Raw genomic sequence first — 23661 nt, forward strand, 5'->3', positions numbered from 1 at the left:
CGCCATGTTACCGCGCGACGGTCAACCCCGTTTGCGCCACGACCGCGTTTCATCTTCCACGACCCGGAGGAGAAGCACCCCATGAACACGAAGGCCCTGTTGCGCAGTCTGCTGCTTGCCTTGCTGGTGATACTGGCCGGCTGCAGCGTATCCAAACCCATCGCGGACACGCCGGCAACGACCGACCGGACACCACCCGCATTACCGCCGACCGCGCCTCCCCCGGCCGAACCTGCCGACAAGGCTTTCAACGAGGTCCGAGCGCCAGTATCCGTGAGATCCCTCCCGTCGGAACAACCTGCGTTGTCGATGCAGCTCTTGGCGACGGGCAAGGGCATGGCGGCCCGCGGACACCGCGTGACGCCGATAATGATGCCGCCCATGCAGCCGATGCCCAGCGACATCGACACCGAAAACTACGCCCACCGCGACTCCAGCCCGGTGCAACTGGTGAGCGAGCAGCCGGTGTCCACCTTCAGCATCGACGTCGACACCGGCTCGTACACGAACGTGCGCCGCATGTTGAACCAAGGCCAGCTGCCGCCGGCCGATGCGGTGCGCGCGGAGGAGTTCATCAACTACTTCGATTACGGCTACACGCCGCCGACGGATCGCACGCAGCCGTTCAGCGTCGCCACCGAGCTGGCACCGGCACCGTGGAATGCAGAACGCCAGCTGCTGCTGATCGGCATCCAGGGCTATCGCGTACCGGCCACGGAAATTCCCGCATCGAATCTGGTTTTCCTGATCGACACTTCCGGCTCGATGAACGAACCTGACAAGCTGCCGCTGCTGAAAGCCTCGCTGAAGCAGCTGGTGCACGAGCTGCGCAAGGAGGATCGCCTGTCCATCGTCACCTATGCCGGTTACGCCGGCGTCGCCCTGCCCTCCACCGCCGGCGACCAGCACGCCACCATAGACGCGGCGATCGACAGCCTCGGCGCGGGCGGCTCCACCAACGGCGGCGCCGGTATCGAACTGGCCTATGCACAGGCCGAGCAGGGCTTCATCAAGGACGGCGTGAACCGGGTGATCCTGGCCACCGACGGTGACTTCAACGTGGGCACGGTCAACCAGGAAGCGTTGAAGACGACGATCGAGGACCACCGCAAGAGCGGCGTCGCACTGACGACGCTGGGCTTCGGCGAAGGCAACTACAACGACGCGATGGCGGTGACGCTGGCCGACGTGGGCAACGGCAGCCACCACTACATCGACAACCTGCAGGAGGGTCGCCGCGTACTGGTCGATGAAATGTCCGCGACCCTGCTGACGATCGCGAAAGACGTCAAGATCCAGGTCGAGTTCAACCCGGCGCAGGTGAAGGAGTACCGACTGATCGGCTACGGGAAGCGCATGCTCAAGCGCGAGGACTTCAACAACGACAAGGTCGACGCCGGCGAGATCGGCGCGGGTGCCAACGTCACCGCGATCTATGAGATCACCCCGACCGGTTCGGCTGCGGCACGCATCGACCCGCTGCGCTATGCCGAGCACGCCGCGCCGGCCGAGGGCAGCAACGAACTGGCTTTCCTGCGCCTGCGCTACAAACTGCCGGGGCAGACGGACAGCAAGCTGATCGAGCAGCCGATCGCCGCGCACGCCAAAGCACGGGCCAGTGAGCGCCTGCGCTACGCCGCCGCCGTGGCTGCGTTCGCCGATGCCCTGCGCGGCGGCCAATACCTGGATGGCTACGGCTACGGGCAGATCGCGAAACTGGCCGACGGTGCGCGCGGCGACGATGTCGGCGGCTACCGCGCTGGCTTCGTGCAACTGGTGAAGCTGGCCGACGGGCTGGCCACGCGCGGCCACGACGACGTCAGCGACACCGCGGCGCGCTGAGTTTTCCGGCCCTGCTGCGCCGACAGCGGTCATGGGCATGCGCTCTCCCATGTCCTTCCCCAACCGACGTCGCGCGGTGGGGCCGGAGCTTGCAACCACCGGGCATGACGCTTTTCGCGGAAAGCGCCGCGGCCTACCCGCTCTGCGGCGATTTGCCTTACGCTCGCACTCCATGGATGCCGCGGTCGATCCCGATGCGATGCTGATGCTTGCCTACGCGCGTGGCGATCTCGCTGCGTTCGAAGCCCTGTATGCAAAGCACCGCGGCATGCTGTACCGCTTCCTGCTGCGCAGCGCGCGCGACCCGCACCGTACCGACGAGTTGTTCCAGGAAACCTGGAGCCGGGTGATCAGCGCGCGCGAACGCTACCAGCCGCAAGCGAAGTTCAGCACCTGGCTGCTGCAGATCGCGCACAACCTGATGATCGATGGTATCCGCCGACAGCGGCCGATGGCCGACGGCGACGAAGCCGAGATGGCGCTGGCGAACGCCACCACGCCCGAGAGCGGGCAGCCCGAGCATGCCTTGTCCGAGTTCGAACGCCGGCGCAACCTGCAGCGCGCCATCGAGCAATTGCCCGACGAGCAGCGCATCGCCGTCCTGCTGCGCCTGGAACAGGAATTGAGCCTCGAGCAGATCGCCATGGTCACCGGCAGCGGCCGCGAGACGGTGAAATCGCGCCTGCGCTATGCCATGAATCGACTCCGCGAAGTGCTGTCCGAATGACCACGCCCCTGCCACCGACCGATCCGCCCGCACCGGACGACCAGCTCCTCGGCGAAGCCGAACTGGCCGCGCTGTACCGGCAATTGCCGCACAGCGAGCCAGGCCCGGCACTGGATGCCGCCGTGCTGCGTGCAGCAGCGCAAGCGCTGGTCGCCAGCAAAAACCCGCTGGCCGTCGAGCGCCGCCGCAACCCGCGCGAGCGCGGCGACTGGGTGCGCCCGAAAGATTTCCCGCTGCGCGATGTCGACTCCATCGGCGTGGCACCGCGCGCACGTCGCCGCCGGTTGCCACCCTGGTTGCTGGCGCTGGGCAGCGCCGCCAGCCTGATGCTGGTGGCAGGCCTGGCCTGGCATATGCGTGGCCAGCCGACTGCCGCTGTCCCGACAGACGTCGCCCCGCCCGCTCCCACGAATGCGCCTGCCGCCACCGCGTTGCCCGCAACGCCTGCACCGGATCGACAAGCAGGTGCCACCATCGGCGCGATGGCGGCGAAACCAGCCGCGTCGCTGCTGTTGGCAGCGCGTCCGATGAAAGCCGAGAGCGACACGTCGGAACGCGATGCCGCGTACAACCAGCGTGCCGCGGCAGGCGCTGACGCAACCATCGCCTCGCCGTCACCTCCGCCTCTCGCCCAGACGTCGGCGCAGCCTGCTTCCGTTCCGCCAGCATCATCTCCGCCGGCCGAAGCTGAGCCCGCCACGATGATGCCAATGCGCCACGAAGCACCATCGGTCGCACAAAAGGCCACCCCCGAGCAACGGCGCGAGCTGGACGCCATCCGCAAGCTGTTCGCCGAACACCACGACGACGAGGCGCGGCAGCGACTGGAGAACTTCCACCGCAGCTACCCGCAATGGGAACTGGCGGAGGATTTGCGGGTTCACCTGCGCAAGCCATGAGCAACACGCTGTCTACCCTGGTCCAGCAATGCCGTCATCAGGAAGAGATCAGGAAGAGCCGTTTCCTCGCCATCGCCGCGCCGGTGGCCTCGGCCGAGCAGGCCATGAGCTTCCTGCGCGAGGTCGCCGAGCCCACCGCCACGCACAATTGCTGGGCCTACCGGATCGGCCAGGCCTACCGCTTCAACGACGATGGCGAACCCGGCGGCACTGCAGGCCGGCCGATCCTGCAGGCGATCGATGGGCAGCAGATGGATCGCGTCGCCGTGGTGGTGACACGCTGGTACGGCGGCATCAAGCTCGGCGCCGGCGGCCTGGTACGTGCCTACGGCGGCACCGCGGCCGAGTGTCTGCGCCGCGCCGAGCGCGTGCCGATCGTGGCGACGGCGCGACTGCAACTGCACTGCGACTTCACCGAACTCGCCCTGCTCAAGGTCCGGCTGAAGGAACTGCAGGCCGAAGTCGAACACGAGGCATTCGACACCGACGGCGTGGAACTGCAGCTGTGCCTGCCCGACAACCAGGTCGCCGAAGCTCAGCGGCGAATCAGCGACATCAGCCGCGGCCGCATCTCCGCCAAGCGCCTCGACTGATGCGTCGATCTCGCTGAATTCGTCATCTCCGCTTTCGGGAATCGCGAATCGCCCGCGTCTTTTCATCGTCATCCAGGCGAAGGCCGCTCGCACATGGCTCTTCGCGACAACAACGCACGATTCCGCCCTTCGCCGGGGCGGCGTGCGAAAAGCCTTCGCCTGCCCCCGGACTGTTCCTTCGCGGTACAAGGATTGAATCGACTGCGTCACGCCCCACCTTGAATGGCACCGACTGCGTCGTTCCGACCCATCCTGCGAGAACCCATGAGCAACGTCACCACCGATACGCCCCGCCCTTCCCGCCGTATCGGTGCACTGCGCGAACTGTGGCCGTTCCTGAAACCGCATCGCGCGCTCGCCCTCGGCTGGCTGCTGTTCCTCGGCGTGTCGTCCGGGGCATCGCTGGTGTTGCCGATGGCGTTCCGGCACATCATCGACCAGGGCTTTGGCCACTCCAGCCAGGCGGTCATCAACGAGACGTTCATCGCGCTGTTCGGCGTGGCCCTGGTGCTCGCCTTCGCCACCGCCGCACGCTATTTCTGCATCACCCTGCTGAGCGAACGCGCGCTCGCGACCTTGCGGCAAACCCTCTATGCGCGGGTAATCCGGCTCGACGTCGGCTTCTTCGAACGCAGCCGCGTCGGCGAACTGCTGTCGCGCCTGAGCGCCGATACCGAAGTGGTGCAGGCGCTGATCGGCTCCGGCGTGTCGGTGGCACTGCGCAGTGTGGTGATGCTGATCGGTGCCAGCGCCATGATGGTCTGGACCGCACCATCGCTGGCCGGCCTCACCGCGCTGGTGATCCCGGCCGTAATGCTGCCGATCCTGCTGTTCGGCCGACGCGTGCAGAAACTGTCGCGCGCCAGCCAGGACCGCCTGGCCGATGCCGCGGCCATCGCCAACGAAACCTTGAACGCATCCACCGCCGTCAAGGCCTATGCGCGCGAGGACATCGAAAGCATCCGCTACAGCAGCGCCATCTTCCGTGCGCTCGCCACCGCGCGCCGGCGCATCGGCATGCGCGCGCTGCTGACCTTGGCGGTGATCGTGCTGGTGTTCGGTGCGATCACCCTGGTGCTGTGGGCCGGCGCACGCCACGTGCTGGCCGGTACGCTGGATGCCGGCGTGCTCGGCCAGTTCGTGCTGTACGCGGTATTCGCCGCCGGCTCGGTGGCTGGCCTGTCCGAAGTGTGGGGCGACGTGCTGCGCGCGGCCGGTGCGATGGAACGCATCAGCGAACTGCTGGCCGAGCGCGCCGAGATCGTCGACCCGGCCCAGCCGACCGCCCTGCCACGACCGATGCGTGGCTCGCTGCGCTTCGACAGCGTGAGCTTCCATTACCCGACCCGGCCCGATACCGCCGCACTCAACGATTTCACGCTGAATATCCAGCCCGGCGAAACCGTCGCCCTGGTCGGCCCGTCCGGAGCCGGCAAGAGCACGGTGTTCGCGATGCTGCTGCGCTTCTACGATCCGCAGTCGGGCCGCATCAGCATCGACGGCATCGACCTGCGCGCTGCCACCCTGGCCGACCTGCGCGGAACGATCGCACTGGTGCCGCAGGAGACCGTGATCTTTGCCGGCAGCGCCGCCGACAACATCCGCTTCGGCCGGCAGGACGCCAGCGACGATGAAGTTCGCGCCGCCGCACGGGCCGCCGAAGCGCACGATTTCATCAGCGCGCTGGACAACGGTTACGACGCCGAACTGGGCGAACGCGGCGTGCGCCTGTCCGGCGGCCAGCGCCAGCGCATCGCGATCGCCCGCGCCATCCTGCGCGATGCCCCGCTGCTCCTGCTCGACGAAGCCACCTCCGCACTCGACGCGCAATCCGAAGCCGCAATCCAGCAAGCGCTCGAACGCCTCGAAAAAGGCCGCACCACCCTCGTCATCGCCCACCGCCTCGCCACCGTGCAACGCGCCGACCGCATCGTGGTGATGGACGGTGGTCGCATCGTGGCGCAAGGCACGCATGAGAGCCTGCTGGCCGAGGGCGGCCTGTACGCGGAGCTGGCACGGTTGCAGTTTGTGGCTTGAGAATCGTGGCGGATCGGCAAGGCCCTCGCGTGCGTCAATCTTTTGCACCTACACGTAAGTCCATCGACCATCATGTCCATCGTCCTCACCCCCTTCGCCCGCACCCGCCTGTTCCCGCGCGACCGCCGCCGCAGCGCCATCCAGGATTGCAGCGCCGAGGAATTCGAGCGGCGCCTCAACACCGAGGCGCCGCTTGATGTACTGACTGGCTACGCCCCGTTCTGCCGTCTGCACGTGCACCGCAACTGGACTTCCACCCGCTGCACCGCCACACCCATTACCGACGCCAACCGTCATCTGCTGCGCTCGGCCTATGAAGCCCGCAGCACGGAAGAACTGCCGGTGCTGGTGCGCTGGTTCGAGGGCATCGACCCGCCGGTGGCCAACTACCTGCTGCCGATCCTCTACAGCCGCGAGCAGCTGGCGAAGGAAGGCGCGCCGATCGATGCCGACTGGGGCGTGGTCGGCTGCCTCTACACCGCCGAGCCGGAAGAAATTCCGATGGTGCCGATCACCATGCTGCGCAACGCGCTGGGTGTGACCGAAGGCGGTTCGGGCGTGCCGCTGGATCGCGCCGCATATCGGCGCGCCGTGGCGTTCTGGGAGCGGCACGCGAACTGGCGCGGTTGAAGCTTGCCCTTGATTTGTGCAGGCGCGGCACGCATCCCTGATCCGTGTCGCAACGCCACCGGGGCCACCTCATGCGATCTTTCGGCAAGCCCGCCCAGGGCGAACGTCTCGAACGTCTGCACGACCTGCCGCTGTGGGACGGCGAGCGGCTGCGCAACATCCATCCGGTGCTGCCCGGTCTGCGCGACAGCTCGGCAGCACGGCCCACCCTGCGCGACTTCATCTTCGGCGATGCCGACCGCACGCCGCCGGCGCCGCTGCCCGCCGAGGATCCGCGCGGCGCATGGCTGAAACCGCCAGCCAGCGGACTGCGTGCCACCTGGCTGGGCCACTCCACCGTGTTGCTGGAGATCGACGGCTGGCGCGTGCTGACCGATCCGGTGTGGGGCCAGCGCGCCTCGCCGTTCACCCTGCTCGGCCCCAAGCGTTTCCAGCCGGTGCCGGTCAGCCTGCGCGAGCTGCCGCCCATCGATGCGGTGGTGATCTCGCACGATCACTACGATCACCTGGACTACCCGACCATCCGCGCGCTGGCGAAATCGGATGTCCCCTTCGTCACCTCGCTCGGCGTCGGCGCGCACCTGGAAGCCTGGGGCATCGCGCCGGCGCGCATCACCGAGCTGAGCTGGTGGCAGACCCATCGCGTGCCCGGCACCGGCCTGAGCATCACCGCCGCGCCGTCGCAGCATTTCTCCGGACGCGGCCTTAAGGATCGCAACCTCACGCTGTGGTCGTCGCTGGTGATGCAGGGCGAACGGCACAGCGTATTCTTCAGCGGCGACACCGGGCTCACCAGCGAGTATCAGGTCATTCGCGACCGGCTCGGCCCGTTCGACCTGGTGATGCTGGAAGTCGGCGCGTTCCACCCCTCGTGGGGCGACATCCACCTGGGTCCGGCCAATGCGTTGGCGGCGCACCAGATGCTCGGCGGCGGCGTGCTGATGCCGGTGCACTGGGGCACCTTCGCGCTGTCCACGCACGCCTGGGACGAGCCGGTGGAAACCCTGCTCTCGCTGGCCGATCCGGACCGGTCGCCTTTGCTGTTGCCGCAGCTCGGCCAGGCGGTCGAGCCAGTGGAACGACGACCGGTGACGCCCTGGTGGCGCGGTGGTGAAAGAGCCACGCGGAAACAGGATGTCGAGTCCGATCCCGTCGACCCATCCGGCGCCGATCGTCTCGCCGATTCCGTCCCCTGGCCGCTCGACTGAGCAGATCCGCGACGCCTTGAAGAGCCACCCGCGTGCAGCTCGCGGGCTTCACCGATGCCGTCACCGCCCCATGCGAACCAATACGCGCAGGAGCCCGCCCGCGGGCGGTGCTCTTGCGAATCCGGAATCCCGGCAACAGCATCGCCCGCGAGCGGGCTCCTACGCGTACATGGGGTTGTGCCTGATCAGCTGGCCAGTGACTTGTTGTCGATCACGAAGCGGTATTTCACGTCGCCCTTGACCATGCGGTCGTAGGCTTCGTCGATCTGCTGCACCTGGATCATCTCGATGTCGGAGACGATGCCTTTCTCCGCGCAGAAATCCAGCATTTCCTGCGTTTCGGCGATGCCGCCGATCAGCGAACCGGCGATCGCACGACGCTTGAAGATCAGGTTGGCGACGCTCGGCGACGGATGCGGATGTTCCGGCACGCCGACCAGCACCATGGTGCCGTCGCGCTTGAGCAGACCGGTGAAGGCGTCCAGCGAGTGACTGGCGGCCACGGTGTTGAGGATGAAGTCGAAGCTGTTGGCGTGCGCCTTCATCTCGCCTTCGTTGCGCGAGACCACCACCTCGTCCGCACCCAGGTCCAGCGCCGCCTGGCGCTTGCCCTCGGAGGTAGTGAACGCCACCACGTGCGCGCCCATCGCATGCGCGAGCTTCACGCCCATGTGGCCCAATCCGCCGATACCGACCACGCCGACCTTGCTGCCGGGGCCGACCTTCCAATGCCGCAGCGGCGAGTAGGTGGTGATGCCCGCGCACAGCAGCGGTGCGACCGCGGCCAGTTGTTCTTCGGGGTGGCGGATCTTCAGCACGAACTTCCGGTCCACCACGATGCGCTGCGAATAGCCGCCCAACGTGTGCCCGGGTGCATCCGCGGTCGGGCCGTTGTAGGTGCCGACGAAGCCGTTCTCGCAATATTGCTCAAGCCCTTCGTCGCAGGCCGAGCAATGCTGGCAGCTGCCGACCAGGCAACCCACGCCTACGGTGTCACCGACCTTGAAGCCGGTCACCTCGCTACCCACGGCGCTGACGTGACCGACGATCTCGTGGCCGGGCACGCAGGGATACAAGGTGCCTCCCCATTCGGAACGCACGGTGTGCAGGTCGGAATGGCAGACGCCGCAATAAGCGATCTCGATCTGCACATCCTGCGGGCCAGGTGCGCGGCGTTCGATGTCGAGTGCTTGCAGTGGCTTGTCGGCGGCGTGTGCGCCGTAGGCTTTGGTGGTCATGGCGTTTTCCTTGTTGGGGATTGAAGTAATGGGGTCAGGCTGTCGGTCCTACAAGATATTCCCCATTGCTCACCTTCTCCATCCATTCGACCACCTTGCCGTGCTTCGCGTCCTGGATGGCGAGAAGGGGCGATGCGGGCGCTGCCGGTGAAGACAAGCCTGACGTTTGCTGTCGACACACCGGGAATCGACCCGACACTGTTTCCTGTTCAGTGCGTCGGCTGCTTCTGCTCTGCATCCACCGCGCGCTTGACGCTGGCCACGAACGCGCGCCGCGCAGCCACCAGTTCGTCGGACGTCGCGTGCGGCCATGCACCCACCTGGGCGATCACCAGCCGGCGCGCAGGGTCGACGTAGACCATCTGGCCGAAGATGCCGATCGCGGCATAACTGCCGTCGTTATCCGTCCACCACAGATAGCCATAGCCACGGTCCGGATCGTCGACGTTTTCCTGACGATGAAGCGCGCCATCGAGCCACGCCCTGGCGACCACCGGCTTGCCGGCGATGCGGCCGCCGTCGAGCATGAACTGGCCCAGCCGCGCGTAGTCGCCCAGCGTGGCCGACAGGCCGCTGCCACCGGTATCGCTGCCGTCGCATTCGTCCTTGATCCAGTACGCATCGGCGGCCATGCCGTACGGCTTCCAGATCGTCTGCGACAGGTAGGCGGCCAGCGAGCGGTGCGTGGCCCGCTGCACCAGGATGCCGAGCAGGTCGGTTTCCGCGGTGTTGTAGTTCCAGTGCGTGCCGGCCGGCCATTGCCGCGGCTGTTTCTTCAGGTACGACAGGATGTGCGCCTGACCGTCGACGCAGGGGTGCAGATACATCTGCGCCACGTCGGACTTCGCGTCGGCATAGTCCTCGTTCCAATGCACGCCGGAGGTCATCGTCAACAGCTGTTGCACCGTGACCTTGGCATAGGCGCTGTCGCGCAACTCCGGGATGTAGGTGCCCAGCGTGTCGTCCAGGCTGTGGATGTCGCCGCGCTGCAATGCGATCCCCAGCAAAGTCGAGGTGACCGACTTGGCTACCGAGAACGACTCCCAGCGCTGCGCCGGCCCGAACCCCAGCGCAAAGCGCTGCATGCGCACGCGGCCGTGCTGCAGCACCATCACGCCGGCGAGGTGGTGCTCGTCCATGTAGCGAGCCAGCACGCCCTGCCCCAGCGCCAGCGGCTTGCCTTCCGGCAGCGCGTGCACATGCGTGCCATGCGCGGCACGGTCGCTGGGAAACAGCTCGTACATCCGCCGGAACTGCGCCTCGCGCTGCGCCTGCGGCCAGAACAGCACGCCCTCGCGTTGCTGGCCAACGGTCGGGGCGTGCTGCTCGCTGGCGGCCAGCGGCAACGCGACGGCCAGGCAGAGTGCGGTGCTCAACAGGCGAACGCAGACGGCTGGGAACATGTGGACGTCCGAATGGGTGGATGCGGGAGCACTATGATATCGGGGCGACGCCAGGAAACGCGGAAGTCGCAAGATATGCCGGCGCTGGGCCGGCGACGCGGCGCTTCGACTCCGTCCATGGCGCGGGCTACGCCCAGCGGGAACGATGAGGCGCTGGATGGCCTCAAAGTGAAGTTCGGCGTCACCGCTGCTTTGTCTCCCAAGCATCCAACCACAGGAATAACCATGAGCACCGTTCTGGTAACCGGCGGATCAGGCTTCATCGGCAGCCACGCGATCCTGCAGCTGTTGGCCGCAGGCCATCAGGTACGCACCACGGTACGTAGCCTGAAGCGCGAAGGCGACGTTCGCACCATGCTGAAGCAAGGCGGTGCCGAGCCGGGCGACCCATTGTCTTTCGTGGTCGCTGATCTCGAGAGCGACGCCGGATGGCCGCAAGCCGTCGCCGGAAGCGACTACGTGCTGCATGTCGCGTCGCCGTTTCCTGCCACCCTTCCCAGGCACGAGGACGAATTGATCGTGCCCGCGCGCGAAGGTGCCCTGCGCGTCCTGCGGGCCGCGCGCGATGCGGGCGTGAAGCGCGTGGTGCTGACCTCATCGTTCGCCGCGATCGGCTACGGACACCCGGTGCAACAGGCACCATTCGACGAAAACAACTGGACCGACCCCGCTGCCGCCGACGTGCAACCCTACGCGAAATCGAAAACCCTGGCCGAGCGCGCTGCCTGGGATTTCATCGCCCGCGAAGGCGGCGCGCTCGAACTTGCCGTGGTCAATCCGGTGGGAGTGTTCGGCCCGGTGCTGGGGCCGGATTATTCGACCTCGATCCTGCTGGTGCAGCGGCTGATGGACGGCGCCATGCCCGGCTGCCCGCAGCTCGATTTCGGGGCCGTCGACGTGCGCGACGTCGCCGACCTGCACATCCGCGCCATGACCGATCCCGCCGCGAAGGGCGAGCGGTTCCTCGCCGTGGCGGGTGATTTCCTTTCGATCCGCGACATCGCACGGATCCTGAAGAACCGCATGGGCGCAGCGGCCAAACGGGTGCCGACCCGGCAACTGCCGAACTGGCTGGTGCGCCTTGCAGCGCTGCGCGACCCGGCGGTCAAGCAGATCCTTCCCGAACTCGGCAAGCCGAAGAACGCCACCGGCGAAAAAGCCCGGCGCTTGCTCGGCTGGGCACCGCGTTCGAGCGAGGAAGCCATCGTCGCCACCGCCGAAAGCCTGCTGCGGCTGGGGCTGTTGAAGGAAAGTCCGGCTGGTCCAAAAGCCATCGGCCACTGAAGGATTTCAATTTCCTCCATCACGTCGATTCGCCGCGGGAATCCGCAGCATCAAACCAGCGCCAGCCGCCTCCGTGGATTTCTTCGGGCAAACCTGCTGCAGTCCATCGCCTTCGACGCCGCTATCGGGCAGAGCTTGCCGCCGGCGCAGGTGCACTCGCTGCAGCGGGTGACCACACGAACGTCGCCACGCTGCTCGCCGGCAGGTCGTACTGGAAGCGGAGGGAACCTTGCTTGACCGACAGCCGGTTGGTCGTCGTGTTGCCGTTGACGGCCACCAGCACCACCGAGCCGTCGTGCCGGCCCTGATCGGGCAAGTTCTGGAAGGCCACCTCGTGGATACCCGCGTTCGTGTTGCCGGATTTCACGCGCGCGGCACCGGGCAACACGAAGCGGCTGAAATGGGCGAACGCGTAATACTCGTCATTGCGGCTGATCGAGCCCGTGGCGGAGTCGATCGTGACCACACCCTTGCACTCGTCGCAACCACCTGCATGCGGGCCGTGGTTTTCGTCCAGCGCCAGGTTCCAGTACACCACGCCGCGCGCCCAGTTGCTGATCGCGCCCATGATGATGTTGCGTGCGAACAGCAGCAATTCGCCGTTCCTGGCAGACGGCCAGTCACCGCCGGAACATTCGGTGAGGTACACGTCCTTCTTTGGAAAGGCGCGATGGACCGTGGTCTGCGCGGTCGGATCGCCGCGATAGCAATGCCAGGCGATACCGGCGACGTAGCGTCGCGCATCGGGGTCGGCAAGCACGCCCAGAGGTTGATTCGACTCGTCCCAATTGTGGTCCCAGCCCAGTATCGCGATGCCCGGCTTGCGCCCGGCCAGCGCCGGCCCAAGGTACTTGCCGATGATGCGGGCGCGCGCATCCACCGGCAGGTTCATTCCCGGATAGGTCAGCGGCTCGAAGTCCGGCTCGTTCTGCACGGTCAGCGCGAAGATCGGAATGCCGTCGCTGCGGAACGCATCGACGAAGCGCACCAGGTAATTCGCGTAGGTTGGCTCGTATTGCTCGAACAGGGTGCCGCCGATCACGTTGGCGCTGGTCTTCATCCAGGCCGGCGCGCTCCATGCCGAGGCAATGATGCGCACGCCAGGCTGGATGGCCAGGATGTCGTGCAGCATCGGTATGACATCGCGCTCGGCCACGGCAATGTTGAAGTGCTGCAAGTCGGGATCGACCTGGCCGGCGGGCATGTCGTCCAGCGTGTAATGCTGCAGCGAGAAATCCGATGCGCCGATGCTGATGCGCAGCATGTTGAAGTTGAGCCCGGGCGGCGGGCCGAACAGCTCCCGCAGCAGCGCGGCACGCTGCAATGGATTCAACTTGTTCCGGACCAGCCACGCCGACGAGTCGGTCAGCGCCGCACCGAAACCGGTCATGGTCTGATACTTCCGGTCGAGGTCAATGACTACATCGGACGCTCTGGTGCCGGCGTCGTGGCCGTCAGCGACAACGTCGGCCTGTTCGGCGAGGCGCAGGCTTCGATCTGCGGTGCTCAACCAGACCTTGACCCGGGGGCCGGTCGGCGCAAGCACCTTGGCAATGATTTCCGTGATCGGCTGCGGGCGCGGCCAGTACATCGCCGACAACGCCAACAGCGTCAGCAGGGCCACCAATGCGATCGCCGTCCAGCGGCCAACCCCCTGCCCTTCATCCATGGCGGGCGTGCTTGCCGCGGACGGCTACGGTTTCACGCAACCTCGTTCCCGCGATCATCGATGGGCCGTCTCGGGGCACGCCGCATCCGCGCCGTTTCCGGCCCCCGCGACAATCCTCACATTCGCAAAGGCTGCTGAAAACGGCGGCGAGGCAAGCACCCCGAACGGCACGTCGACATGCGCGAGATCTGCGCCGGGCTTGATGAAGCATTGCAACGGGAGCGATACGCTGCGCCGCTTGCCCGGCGCATACGCGGCGAACAGGCCGGTGACGTCCACCGCACGGACGCAGTCGTCGCCGCAGCCCATGTAGATTTTCACCGGGCTGCGCGCCGGTGTACCGATCACCACATCGAACTGCAGCGCGGCATGCGTGGCCACCAGCGGCATCAAGTTGGTCGGCTGCGGGCTCTGCGCGAAGAACCGGCCTGGCTCGTGCCAGGTGACGGCCTTGGCATCCTGCTGCGTGTTGACCTGCACCGTGCGCAGGCTGATGACCGGATGGACCGCCGGCCACTCGATGGCCGCATTCAGATCCGCGCCTACCGCGTGGACATCGTGGCCGCCGCTGCCCGCGCCCAGGTACAAGGCAAACGGCGACTGCGCCAGCGTGTGGAAGATCGGCAGCGTCGACGTGCTGGCGCAGGTCGTCACCTCCGCATGCGTCGGCAGCATCGGCACGCTGTGCTGGTCGGCATAACGCAACCCGTAGCCGCGCGCGAACAGCCAGCTGGCCGCCTTGTCGTCGCTTGCGGCATACGGGCACGGCGCACCCGGCCACGGCATGGCCAGCGTGCCGGTGAAGTCGAACGCCGGTTTGCCGTCCTTGCCCGCAAACAGAAGATCGGCGATGCCGTCGCCTTCGCTTCCTGGCAGCCATGCCGCGACAAACGCATCGGACAGGTTGAGCAGATCATTGACGAACAGCGGACGTCCGGACAGGAACACCGTCACCACCGGCTTGCCGGACGCGGCGGCGGCCTTCAGCACCGCGAGGTCTTCGGGGTATCGGTCGCTGTGGCGCAGCGTGGCCGACGGGATGATGTCGCCCATGGTCTCGGCGTAAGGCGTTTCGCCGATGACCGCGATGATGGCGTCGAAGCTCTTGGGATCCACACCCTCGGTCGTCGCGCGATAAGTAACCTGGGCTGTGCCATCCGCCTTGCGGATGCCGGCGAGCACGCTGGTCGCGTGCGGAAAATCGGCATTGCCGTTGTCGGTACCCTGCCAGGTCAGCGACCAGCCACCGACCTGGTTGGCGATGGCGTCGGCGCTCTTGCCGACCACCAGCACCCTGCTGCCGCGCTTGAGCGGAAGCACGTCATGGTTGTTCTTCAGCAACACCAGCGATTCGCGTACCGCGCGGCGCGCAAGCGCACGGTCCTGCAACAGGTTTGCATCACCCGCTCCAGCACGCTGCGACGGCCGCTTGGCGAATGCCCCCATCACCAGCTTCGCCCGCACGATGCGGCTTACCGCATCATCGATGCGCGTCATCGGAATTACGCCATCCTTCACCTGGCGTGTGGTGTTGGCAATGAACGCCTGCCAATCGTCGGGCACCATCACCATGTCGATGCCGGCGTTGATCGCCTGCGGGCAACTGGCATTGCTGCAGCCGGGCAACTGGCCGATGGCATTCCAGTCGGACACGATGAAACCGGGGAAGCCCATCTTGTCCTTCAGCGCGCCGGTCAGGAGCGCGCGAGCGCCACTCATCTTGTGATAATCGACCCCATCGGCCGCATCATCCCAGCTGTTATAGGACGCCATCACGCTGAGCACGCCGGCTTCCAGCGCGCCGTAGTAGCCCGCGCCGTGCACGTTGATCATGTCCAGCCGGCTCACCTTGGCAACGCCCTGGTCGGTGCCGTTGGCGGTCGCGCCATCGCCGATGAAGTGCTTGGCCGTGGCCATCACGTTGGCGTCGCCGAAATTCCCCTGCAGGCCGGTGACGTAGGCACGCGCATAGGCGCGCACCAGCGGCCCGTAGTTGGAAAAACTCTCGTAACTGCGCCCCCAGCGCACGTTCTGTGCCACGGCCAGCGTGGGTGCGAAGGCCCAGTCGACGCCGGTGGCTCGCACGGCGCGCGCGGTGGCCGCGCCGATCTGCCGGATCAAGTCCGGGTCATGTGCCGCGCCCAGACCGATGTTGTGCGGAAACAGCGTGGCGCCGAACACGTTGCTGTCGCCGTGCACCGCGTCCGTGCCCCAGATGACCGGTACCTTCACCGGCGAATCGACCGCCATCGAGGCGTCGTAGTAGCGATCGGCCAGGGCGAGCCAATCCGCCACGCTGGCGTGCTTGTTGCCCTGCGGCCAGGAGCCGCCGCCGTTGAGCACCGAACCGATGTAGAACTGCCGGACCTGATCGGGCGTGATCGACTTGATCTCCGCCTGGGTCATCTGGCCGATCTTCTGCGCCAGGCTCATCTGCGCGACGATGTCGTGCACCCTGGCGTCCAGTTGCGGGTCCGTTTTCGTGCGGGGATGGATCCGCGGCCAGTCGGTGTAATGGGTCGGCGCGAGCGCCTGTTTCGTCATCCCGGGCGAAGCCGCATCCGCTGCCGCCACGACGCTGCTTGCAACCACCATCAACATGCTGGCGCAAGCCAGACTCGCATACCTGATACCGATCATTAAAAACTCTCATTTCGAATCGTCGAACTTGCGTACGGTGGCAATTGCCGTGCGCCCTACCTGATGGGAACCTCGAAAACCCAGCGGCGTCATTCCCTCGAAGCGGGAATGACGCCATCGAGGGGGCAAGACTCCCCTGACCCAGCCTACAACTTGTAATTGACGCCGAACAGAATGGTGCGGCCCCAGGTGTCGTATTCCAGCGGCCGGGTGAGCGGCACGTTGTTGGGCAAGGTGGAGACCTGCACCGACGAATCCGAGGAATTGGTGAGGTTGTTGACCTGCAAGAGCAGCGACAGTCCATCCCAGCGTCCGCCGGTGAACGCGTAACCGAGTTGCAGGTCGGTCTGCCGGTTGGCCAGGATCCTGGTGTAGCCGAGCTGGTCGAACAGGGCCACCGCTTCGCCGGTGAACGACGAGCGATAACGTTCGGCCACGCGGATGGAGAAGCCGTAGCGTTCGTAGAACAGCGCCAGGTTCGCCACCTTGCGCGACAGGCCCGGCAAGGTCTTCGGACCACCGGGCACCGACGAGATCGAGCTGAGCGGAATCGAGCTGTTGGTCAGCGAGAAGTTGGCCTGCGCGCCGAACCCTTCCAGCGCGCTGGAAAGCAAACCGCCCTCCAGTGCCCCGGACAGTTCCAGGCCATCCATCTTGCCGCCGGTGCCGTTTTCCGGCGTGGTGAACGAACCGATGTTGCTGGTCGGCACCAGGGTCGGCGTGTCGTTGGTGTAGTTGGAGAAATCGTAGTCGAGCACGGTCTGGTTGTAGATGTAGTTGAGCAGGTTCTTGTGGAACACCGCCGCTGCCACATAGCTGGCCTCGCCGAAATATTTCTCCCACGAGATGTCGGTGCCAACCGCCACATACGGCCGCAGCTGCGGGTTGCCGCCGCTGCCCGACCACAGCACCTGGCCCGCGCCCGGGCCATTGGTGATCTGCGATACGTTGGCCGACGTGGACACCTTCTCGTCATCGATGCGGCCACGCGCCATGGTCTTGGCCAGGCCGAAGCGCAAGTACTGCCGCTGCCCGATCTCGGCCACCAGGTTCAGGCTGGGCAGCACGTTGTTGTAGGTCGCCCCGTCGTTGATCTTGCCGACCAGCGAATCGCCATTGGTCTGCAGTGCCTGCGACGACTGGTCGGTGTGCACGAACTGCACGCCCACGTTGCCGCGCAGCGGAATATTGCCCAGTTGCGTGTCGATGTTGAACTTCACGTACGCGAGCGGCACCTTCTCCTCGACGGTGTAGTTGCGGCTCCAGTCGCCCTGCCCGTTCTTCGGGACCAGGTAGAACTGGTTGCCGAGCATCGCGCCCAGCACGTTGTAGTTGAGGATGCCGGGAATGCCGCCGTAGCCGAGCGACGTCGGGTTGTACAGCAGCGACGGGTCGATCGGTGCGCTGAAGTGGTTCTGGTAGGTGTCCTGGGTGGAACCGTTGCCATTCAGATAGGCGAACAGCACGTCGGCATGCTTGGTCTTGGTGCGGTCCGACCAGGCCAGCCCGACATCCATGTCGCTGAAGATCCAGCCGACCGGATGGCTTGCCTGCAGGCGCAATGCGTGGATGGTGTCGTCCTGGCGGTCGAGCTCCTCGCGCCCGTTGTAGCCGTAGTTGTCCGGATCGGTGAACACCACCGTGCCGGGATCGCGCAGATCGACCGCCGGCCGGAAGTCAGGATAACCAAACCCACTCGGCGTGTTGAAGTCGACGTTGGTGAAGGCCCCGTTCGCCAGGCCACTGAACAGGTAGGCGTCGTGCAGCTTCACCCGTGCGCTCGACGAGGACAGGTCGGCCATCATCGTCCAGTCGCCGAGGTACAGCTTGTTGTTCCAGCCGATCGAGTAGAGCTTGTCGTGCTCCTTGGTGTACTCGTTCTGCAGGATCGGCGCGATGCCAAGGATGGTGCCGGACGTGACGATCGGCAGCGGCTGGCCGGGCACGGTTTGCACATTGTCGTAGCCGACGTTGTCGTACGGGCTGCTCGACCATTGCGCGCCATTGGTGAACTTGCGCTTGGTGAAGGTGGAGTAGTACATGTCCAGCTTCGAATAGTAGACGTCGTTCGGTGCCCACTCGAGCACGGCCATCAGGCCATTGCGCTTCTGGTTCTGCGACTGCGCGCGCAGTTGCATGCCTTCCTGCGAAATCACATTGTCCGGCATGCCCGGCGTGTGCGGGCCGCCCCAGTTCTGGTCGATGCCGGCGCTGCCGTTGTCCGCGCTCCACCACCAGGCCTGGTATTGCTTCTCCTGGATCGGTTCGTCGATCGTGGCCACGCCCACCGCCACGCCAAGGGTGTGATCGAGGAACTGGTCGACGTACGAAAAACTGGCGCGATGGCCATTGGTTCCCGTGCCTGTGCCCGGATTGAGCGAACCGTTGCTGTTGTGCTCGCCACGCAGGTTGAACACGAACGTCCGCCTGGACAGATCCAGCGGATTGATCGTGTGCAGATCCACGGTGCCGGACAGGCCCTGTCCGATCAGGCTGGCATCGGGTGTCTTGTAGATGGTCACGCCGTTGACCAGCTCGGCCGGGTACTGGTCGTACTCCACGCCGCGGTTCTCGCCGATCGTCGCCTGCTCGCGTCCGTCGAGGGTGGTGCCGGCAAAGTCCGGCGACAGGCCACGGATGGCGATGGCATTGGCGTGGCCATCCGCGCGCTGCGTGGCCAGGCCCGACACGCGCGAAAGGCTGTCGGCAATGCTGACATCCGGCAGCTTGCCGATGTCCTCGGCGGATATCGCCTCGACGATGTTGTTGGAGTCTTCCTTGGTTTTCATCGAACTGGCGATGCTGCTGCTGATCCCGGTCACCACCACGCGGCTCAAATCCGTCACCGGTTTTGCGGACTTCCTCTTGCCCTTCCGGGCCGTGTCGTCGGCTTTCGCGGCACCGGCATCTTGCGATGTCGCCGACACGGCCGCTGGCAGCTGTTGCGGCTGGCTCGCCGCCTCCTGCGCAAAGGCAGGCCCGAAACCCGCGATGGCGATCAATGCCACCGCGCAGGCGGCGGCCAACGGACGACGGTGAAAATGGATTGGCGCGACGGCGCCTTGCAACACGCAACGATGGTTCATGCAGATCTCCCTATTGCCCCTGGCTTGAAGTTTGTCTAGCCCCGTGGAACAGATCTTGCGCTTGCCCTCTGCCGCGGAACAGGGGGGAGTTCACTTTTCGACCCACCAACAATCGAACCCATCGTCGTTTGGCTCGGGCGTCAGAGACTGTTCATGATTTTCACGCGATCCGTCCACGCACGACGACCGGAACGCAAGCGCGACAAGGCGCCACGCGTTGTGTGCAGATGGTGAAAAGCGCTTGTGAGCGTTACCGGCCGAACTCGGCCACGACCGGGAAGTGGTCGGACGGATAGCGCGCGCCCTCGTGCGTGGTGATCGTGTGGACGGCGATCGGCCTGAAGCCGCGGCTCAGTATCCAGTCGATGCGCTGGTCGGGGTTGCCGGTGAAGTTGTGGAACGTCCTGGCCGGGCCGGAGCGCGACGATGCCGTGATCCAGGCATCTTGCAGGTCCTGGGTCAGCTTGGCGTGCACCGGTGTATCGGGCGCGCAATTGAAATCCCCGGCGAGGATCACCTTGTCTCCGGACGGCAGCTTGCCGATCCATCGCAGGATCTCGTCCGCACTGAGCATGCGCGCGCGGACATCCTCCGCCCGATACGGGAAATGCGTATTGAGGTAGTCGAAGCTGCCGCCGCCATCGCGCAGGCCGAACCGCGCCCAGGTGACCATGCGCGGATAGGGCTGGCCCCAGGTCTTGCTGCCGGGGACGTCCGGGGTATCGGAAAGCCAGAAATCGCCGGAGCGTTCCACCTTCAGGCGATCCGTGCGATAGAACACGCCCATGTGCTCGCCCTTGGTACCGCCTTCGCGGCCCTGTCCGAACCAGGCGTAGCCCGGCAGATGCGCGGCCAGGTACTCGCCCTGCTCCTCGGTCAGCTCCTGCGTGCCGAGAAGATCCGGATGCTCCGCCTTGATCACCTCGACCATCAGGTCGCGCCGGTTCTCCCAGGCATTCATGCCGGTGTCCACCGGCACCCGGACATTGAACGTCATCACCCGCAGCGGCGCCTCCGCCGCCGCACCCGTACCGGCCAAGCCAAACACAAGCACACAGGCAAACAGCGAAGACCAGTGGCGCAGGTTCATCACATACCTCAGGGCAGGAAGCGACATCGGGAAGTTCAGTCTAGCGCCCTGCCTGTTGCCGATGGCAAGCGCATCGATGTCATCATCGCCCTGCCGGGCATGGACGAGGCGGATGTCCAGACGCCGTGCCTGGTGCTCGACCTCGACGCGCTGGAACGCAACATCGTCAAGATGGGCGACTACGCGAAAGCGCACGGCATGCGCCACCGCGGCCACGGCAAGATGCACAAGTCGGTCGATGTGCAGAAGCTGCAGGAACGCCTGGGCGGTGTGGTCGGCGACTGCTGCCAGAAGTGTCCGAAGCCCAGGTATTCGCGCGCGGCGGCATCAGCGACATCCTGGCGTCTAACCAGGTGCGCGACCCGGCCAAGATCGACCTGCCCGCACGTCTGCCGAAATGCCCGCCGGTCACTTCGCACCGGCAACGGTTAGGATATCTCCCACCCCACAAAGCCGTGTTTGTCATGAGTGACGTCCTTGCCATCCATGAGTTCAGCGATGATCTCGCGGTGCACTTCCGAGACATCAATGCGGAATGGATCAATGCCATGTTCCGCCTCGAACAAACCGATCGGGACGTGCTGGAGAACCCGCGAGCGAGGATCATCGACGCGGGTGGCGTCATTCTCTTTGTCGAGGCAAGCGGACTGGGTATCGTCGGTGCGTGTGCCCTTCAGAAGACGGGGGCGGCCAGCTACGAACTCACCAAGATGGGTGTGCGCGAGTCGGCACGCGGCATGAAGGCCGGGGAGTTTCTGCTCTCCGCGATCATCGACCGGGCAAGCTTGCTGGGAGCCGAGCCGCTGTACCTGCTCACCAACGCCAAATGCGCCGCTGCCATCCATCTGTACGAGAAGCTTGGCTTCCGACACGATGCGGGAATCATGGCCCGATATGGAGCACGCTATGAAAGGTGCGACGTAGCCATGCGCTACCACGCAGGAGCCCCGGGGTAAAACAATCGCATCAAGAACCGGTCGTTGCGCAGCCGCCCCGCCAAGGCCAGCGACCGGAAAGGCACTGGACCGGGTCAGTCCACCCCGCCCGCTTCCTGCGTCCCGACCATCACTTCGTTATGAATGTCGGTGGCCAGGTTCCTGACCCAGCGGTCATAGCTGGTGTGGATGTAAGGCCGGCCATGCCTGACTTTGTACTTGAGGTTCTCGCTGGTGACGTAGTTGATCTGGATTTGCCTGGCGTCGTAGTGCACCGCGATGGTCACGCTGAACTCGCGTGGATCGTAGACGGCATCGATCTCGCCGGGCACGCTCTTGACCATTCGCCAGCCGTATCTGCTCAGCGCCTGCCCGATCACATGCACGACGGTGTCCTGGCTGATGCTGGCAGGCAACGGAATCGGTGGCGGGTCGACCAGTGGCGCCGTACGGGATGCCATCAGCAACAACAGGATCGGCGCCAACAGCAACGGCCGCCACATCGTGCGGATTCGCGAATGCAACATGAAACTATCCCCTTCAACCAGGCGGCCGACGTGCCGCGCGGCCGATTATAAACACGGCACGATGGATTTCATCGCGAAGCGCAACGCCTGAAGAACGCGAAAAACCTCGACTCAGGCGTGTGCAACCGGCCAGCGCTGCGCGCGCTTCAGAGGACGACCCGCAGCGGACCGCGGGTCGTTCCGGTGTCATCGGCTAAGGCGCATGGCGCCCGCCGTCAAGGTCGAACCGCAACACCTGCCCCATGCCGGGCGGCAAGCCGAACCCGGCGTTGGAGACATACAGCGCGCAGTCCGGCCCGAAGGTCATCGCGGTCGGCAGCACCAGCCCGCTGATGACGGTCTTGCGCGCACCGGACGGATCGATGCGCACCACGGTACCCGTGCCAGGCGTCGGGAACAGGTTGCCCTTGCCGGTGGTGTTCTCCAGCACATACATCCGCCCCCACTTGTCGAAGGTGATGCCGACCACCGTGGTCAACTGCCCCGCCACCGGCCAGAGTTGCCGGTTCGCGGTGAGCTTGAGCACCTTGGAGGATCCGGTCACGATCGGGAACGTGTGGAGATTGCCGATGAAGAAATGGTGGTGATACGCCAGCGCGGTCGGCACGATGTGCCCCTGCGTCGCCGAGACATCCACGATGCGGCGGATCTTGCCGTGGGGCGTGATCTTCACCAACTCGCCGTGATTTGGCTCCAGCGCGTACAGATTGCCGCGCAGGGCCACCATGGAATACCACGTTCCGTCCGGCTCGAAATCGTCCGCTTCAGGATTCTGCACAGGGTGATGTTTCTGGTACGCGCTGAGGTTGGCGATCCAGTGGATCGAGCCATCGTGGCCGATCCGCGCCACCCCATTGAACGTGCCGGCAACACCGTGCGAGCAGCCGGCTCCGGCGGTAATCGCGTACAAGTCATCGCCGATGAAGGCGACATCCGCCACGCCGCTGACCAGCGAACCCTGCGCCGCATTCGTCTGGCTGGACGGGAACTTGTTGGTGACCGTGTGTCGGTGGCCGTGATGATCGATCCGGGAGATGCGTCCGCCCGTGCGGCTTCCCGTGTACGGGCCGACGTTCGGCACCTGCTTGCATTGCATCGGCGTGGTCGAGAGGGTACCGCCGCGGCCGCCTTCGGCGACGTAGAGGTAACCGTCGGGGCCGAACTTCAAGCCACGCGGGTTATCGAGGCCTGTGGCGTAGACCGACACCTTGACCGGATAGCCGGTATTCGTCTGGACCAGGCTGGCGATATCGTTCGCGTTGGGCGTCGCTGCCCGCTCGGCGGCGGCAAGGGTCGGCAACACCACAACGTTGAGAGCGAGCGCCAAGGCACTGGCGACGAGAAGCTTTCGATGAATCATTGGGATCCCCTCCAGGGAGGATGCGGCAGATCGGGCGGTGCCGCGTCGCCTAGCAATGGCAGACCGTCCGACAGCATCGAGGCGATCCGACCACCGGCACGCCGCAGCGCGCCGGCGATGCATGAGGCCGCCGGCGCGACAAACCCGCGGCTTCGTCAAGGTTTGCGTGCCCTGTCCCGGGTGGAACGCCACGATGCAGGCACACGAACGCGCTCCTGCCCGAAGCCCTCCAGCATCCGGGGTCCACGCGGCAAGCGAATGATCGAACGGGGCTCGACCGGCAATGAATTCGAGGAGCGCTCGCGCTACTTGTCGATCAGCGTCCGGCATCGCCGATGCCAGCTTGAATCGCTGGATCATGCGGGCTTTGCCACCCGGACCAGCTTGTCCTCGCGCGGGATTCTACTCAGGCCCCGTTATGCCCGGGTGATCGGTCGGGCAAGGTCTTGTGCGCAGCGACGACTTGTTACCGGCAATACCGATGCCGAGAAAG

18 protein-coding genes are annotated in these 23661 nt (G+C 65.6%); 10 read left to right on the forward strand and 8 right to left on the reverse strand.

The genetic code is table 11. The annotated features are described in order from the left end of the window. Positions 1-81 precede the first annotated feature (81 nt). The 7 genes from CIW53_RS12835 to CIW53_RS12865 all read left to right on the forward strand — a co-directional run bounded on the left by CIW53_RS12835 (position 82) and on the right by CIW53_RS12865 (position 7936). Positions 82-1842 carry a VWA domain-containing protein gene (locus CIW53_RS12835; protein WP_149365126.1) on the forward strand — a complete coding sequence of 587 codons (1761 nt, stop codon included), beginning with the start codon at positions 82-84 and terminating at the stop codon, positions 1840-1842. 172 nt (positions 1843-2014) lie between these two features. Continuing rightward, positions 2015-2569, forward strand: a complete 555-nt coding sequence (locus tag CIW53_RS12840; protein WP_149365127.1) for an RNA polymerase sigma factor — start codon at positions 2015-2017, stop codon at positions 2567-2569. Beyond that, entirely contained in the window at positions 2566-3468 is a 903-nt protein-coding gene (locus CIW53_RS12845; protein WP_149365128.1) for a hypothetical protein, read from the forward strand. Before CIW53_RS12840 ends, CIW53_RS12845 begins: the two co-directional genes overlap by 4 nt. Next, the gene (locus CIW53_RS12850; protein WP_149365129.1) at positions 3465-4061 is read left to right on the forward strand and encodes a YigZ family protein; all 597 of its coding nucleotides are present in this window, start codon (positions 3465-3467) and stop codon (positions 4059-4061) included. The genes CIW53_RS12845 and CIW53_RS12850 overlap by 4 nt, the downstream gene beginning before the upstream one ends. A 264-nt stretch (positions 4062-4325) precedes the next feature. Further along, the gene (locus CIW53_RS12855; protein ID WP_149365130.1) at positions 4326-6098 is read left to right on the forward strand and encodes an ABC transporter transmembrane domain-containing protein; all 1773 of its coding nucleotides are present in this window, start codon (positions 4326-4328) and stop codon (positions 6096-6098) included. Between the two features lie 72 nt (positions 6099-6170). Continuing rightward, positions 6171-6728 (forward strand): DUF3228 family protein, encoded by a 558-nt coding sequence (locus tag CIW53_RS12860; protein ID WP_149365131.1) that lies wholly within the window; start codon positions 6171-6173, stop codon positions 6726-6728. Positions 6729-6799: 71 nt separating this feature from the next. Further along, entirely contained in the window at positions 6800-7936 is a 1137-nt protein-coding gene (locus CIW53_RS12865) for an MBL fold metallo-hydrolase (RefSeq protein ID WP_149365132.1), read from the forward strand. 185 nt (positions 7937-8121) lie between these two features. Here the strand turns inward: CIW53_RS12865 and CIW53_RS12870 are convergent, their stop codons facing one another. Both CIW53_RS12870 and CIW53_RS12875 read right to left on the reverse strand, forming a co-directional pair. Then, a complete protein-coding gene (locus CIW53_RS12870) occupies positions 8122-9174 on the reverse strand; it encodes an NAD(P)-dependent alcohol dehydrogenase (protein WP_149365133.1) in 1053 nt (350 codons plus the stop codon). Positions 9175-9383: 209 nt separating this feature from the next. Next, positions 9384-10577 (reverse strand): serine hydrolase domain-containing protein, encoded by a 1194-nt coding sequence (locus CIW53_RS12875; protein WP_149365134.1) that lies wholly within the window; start codon positions 10575-10577, stop codon positions 9384-9386. 225 nt (positions 10578-10802) lie between these two features. On the opposite strand from CIW53_RS12875, the gene CIW53_RS12880 reads away from it, so the two are divergent. After that, the gene (locus tag CIW53_RS12880; protein ID WP_149365135.1) at positions 10803-11861 is read left to right on the forward strand and encodes an aldehyde reductase; all 1059 of its coding nucleotides are present in this window, start codon (positions 10803-10805) and stop codon (positions 11859-11861) included. 121 nt (positions 11862-11982) lie between these two features. Here CIW53_RS12880 and CIW53_RS12885 read toward each other — a convergent pair whose 3' ends face one another. From CIW53_RS12885 to CIW53_RS12895, 3 genes are all read right to left on the reverse strand, one after another. Beyond that, entirely contained in the window at positions 11983-13530 is a 1548-nt protein-coding gene (locus CIW53_RS12885; protein ID WP_149365136.1) for a glycoside hydrolase family 30 beta sandwich domain-containing protein, read from the reverse strand. 54 nt (positions 13531-13584) lie between these two features. After that, positions 13585-16170 (reverse strand): glycoside hydrolase family 3 N-terminal domain-containing protein, encoded by a 2586-nt coding sequence (locus CIW53_RS12890; RefSeq protein WP_242451897.1) that lies wholly within the window; start codon positions 16168-16170, stop codon positions 13585-13587. A 146-nt stretch (positions 16171-16316) separates the two neighbouring features. After that, positions 16317-18959, reverse strand: a complete 2643-nt coding sequence (locus CIW53_RS12895) for a TonB-dependent receptor (protein WP_242451898.1) — start codon at positions 18957-18959, stop codon at positions 16317-16319. On the opposite strand from CIW53_RS12895, the gene CIW53_RS17965 reads away from it, so the two are divergent. Continuing rightward, positions 18949-19209, forward strand: a complete 261-nt coding sequence (locus tag CIW53_RS17965) for a hypothetical protein (RefSeq protein ID WP_242451899.1) — start codon at positions 18949-18951, stop codon at positions 19207-19209. The two genes, CIW53_RS12895 and CIW53_RS17965, sit on opposite strands and share 11 nt — an antisense overlap. Positions 19210-19506: 297 nt before the next feature. Here CIW53_RS17965 and CIW53_RS12900 read toward each other — a convergent pair whose 3' ends face one another. Then, on the reverse strand, positions 19507-20574 hold the full coding sequence (locus CIW53_RS12900) for an endonuclease/exonuclease/phosphatase family protein (RefSeq protein ID WP_242451900.1): 1068 nt from the start codon (positions 20572-20574) through the stop codon (positions 19507-19509). A 65-nt stretch (positions 20575-20639) separates the two neighbouring features. Between CIW53_RS12900 and CIW53_RS12910 the strand changes: the two genes are divergently transcribed. Beyond that, positions 20640-21302: a GNAT family N-acetyltransferase gene (locus CIW53_RS12910; protein WP_242451901.1), complete on the forward strand. Its 663-nt coding sequence runs from the start codon at positions 20640-20642 to the stop codon at positions 21300-21302. Positions 21303-21376: 74 nt separating this feature from the next. On the opposite strand, the gene CIW53_RS12915 is transcribed toward CIW53_RS12910, so the two are convergent. Both CIW53_RS12915 and CIW53_RS12920 read right to left on the reverse strand, forming a co-directional pair. Beyond that, positions 21377-21808, reverse strand: a complete 432-nt coding sequence (locus tag CIW53_RS12915) for a hypothetical protein (protein ID WP_149365139.1) — start codon at positions 21806-21808, stop codon at positions 21377-21379. A gap of 193 nt (positions 21809-22001) precedes the next feature. Further along, on the reverse strand, positions 22002-23168 hold the full coding sequence (locus CIW53_RS12920; protein WP_149365140.1) for a ScyD/ScyE family protein: 1167 nt from the start codon (positions 23166-23168) through the stop codon (positions 22002-22004). Between the last annotated feature and the right edge of the window lie 493 nt (positions 23169-23661).

This window comes from Rhodanobacter sp. T12-5 (assembly GCF_008329435.1).
In the GTDB taxonomy this organism is placed as follows: domain Bacteria; phylum Pseudomonadota; class Gammaproteobacteria; order Xanthomonadales; family Rhodanobacteraceae; genus Rhodanobacter.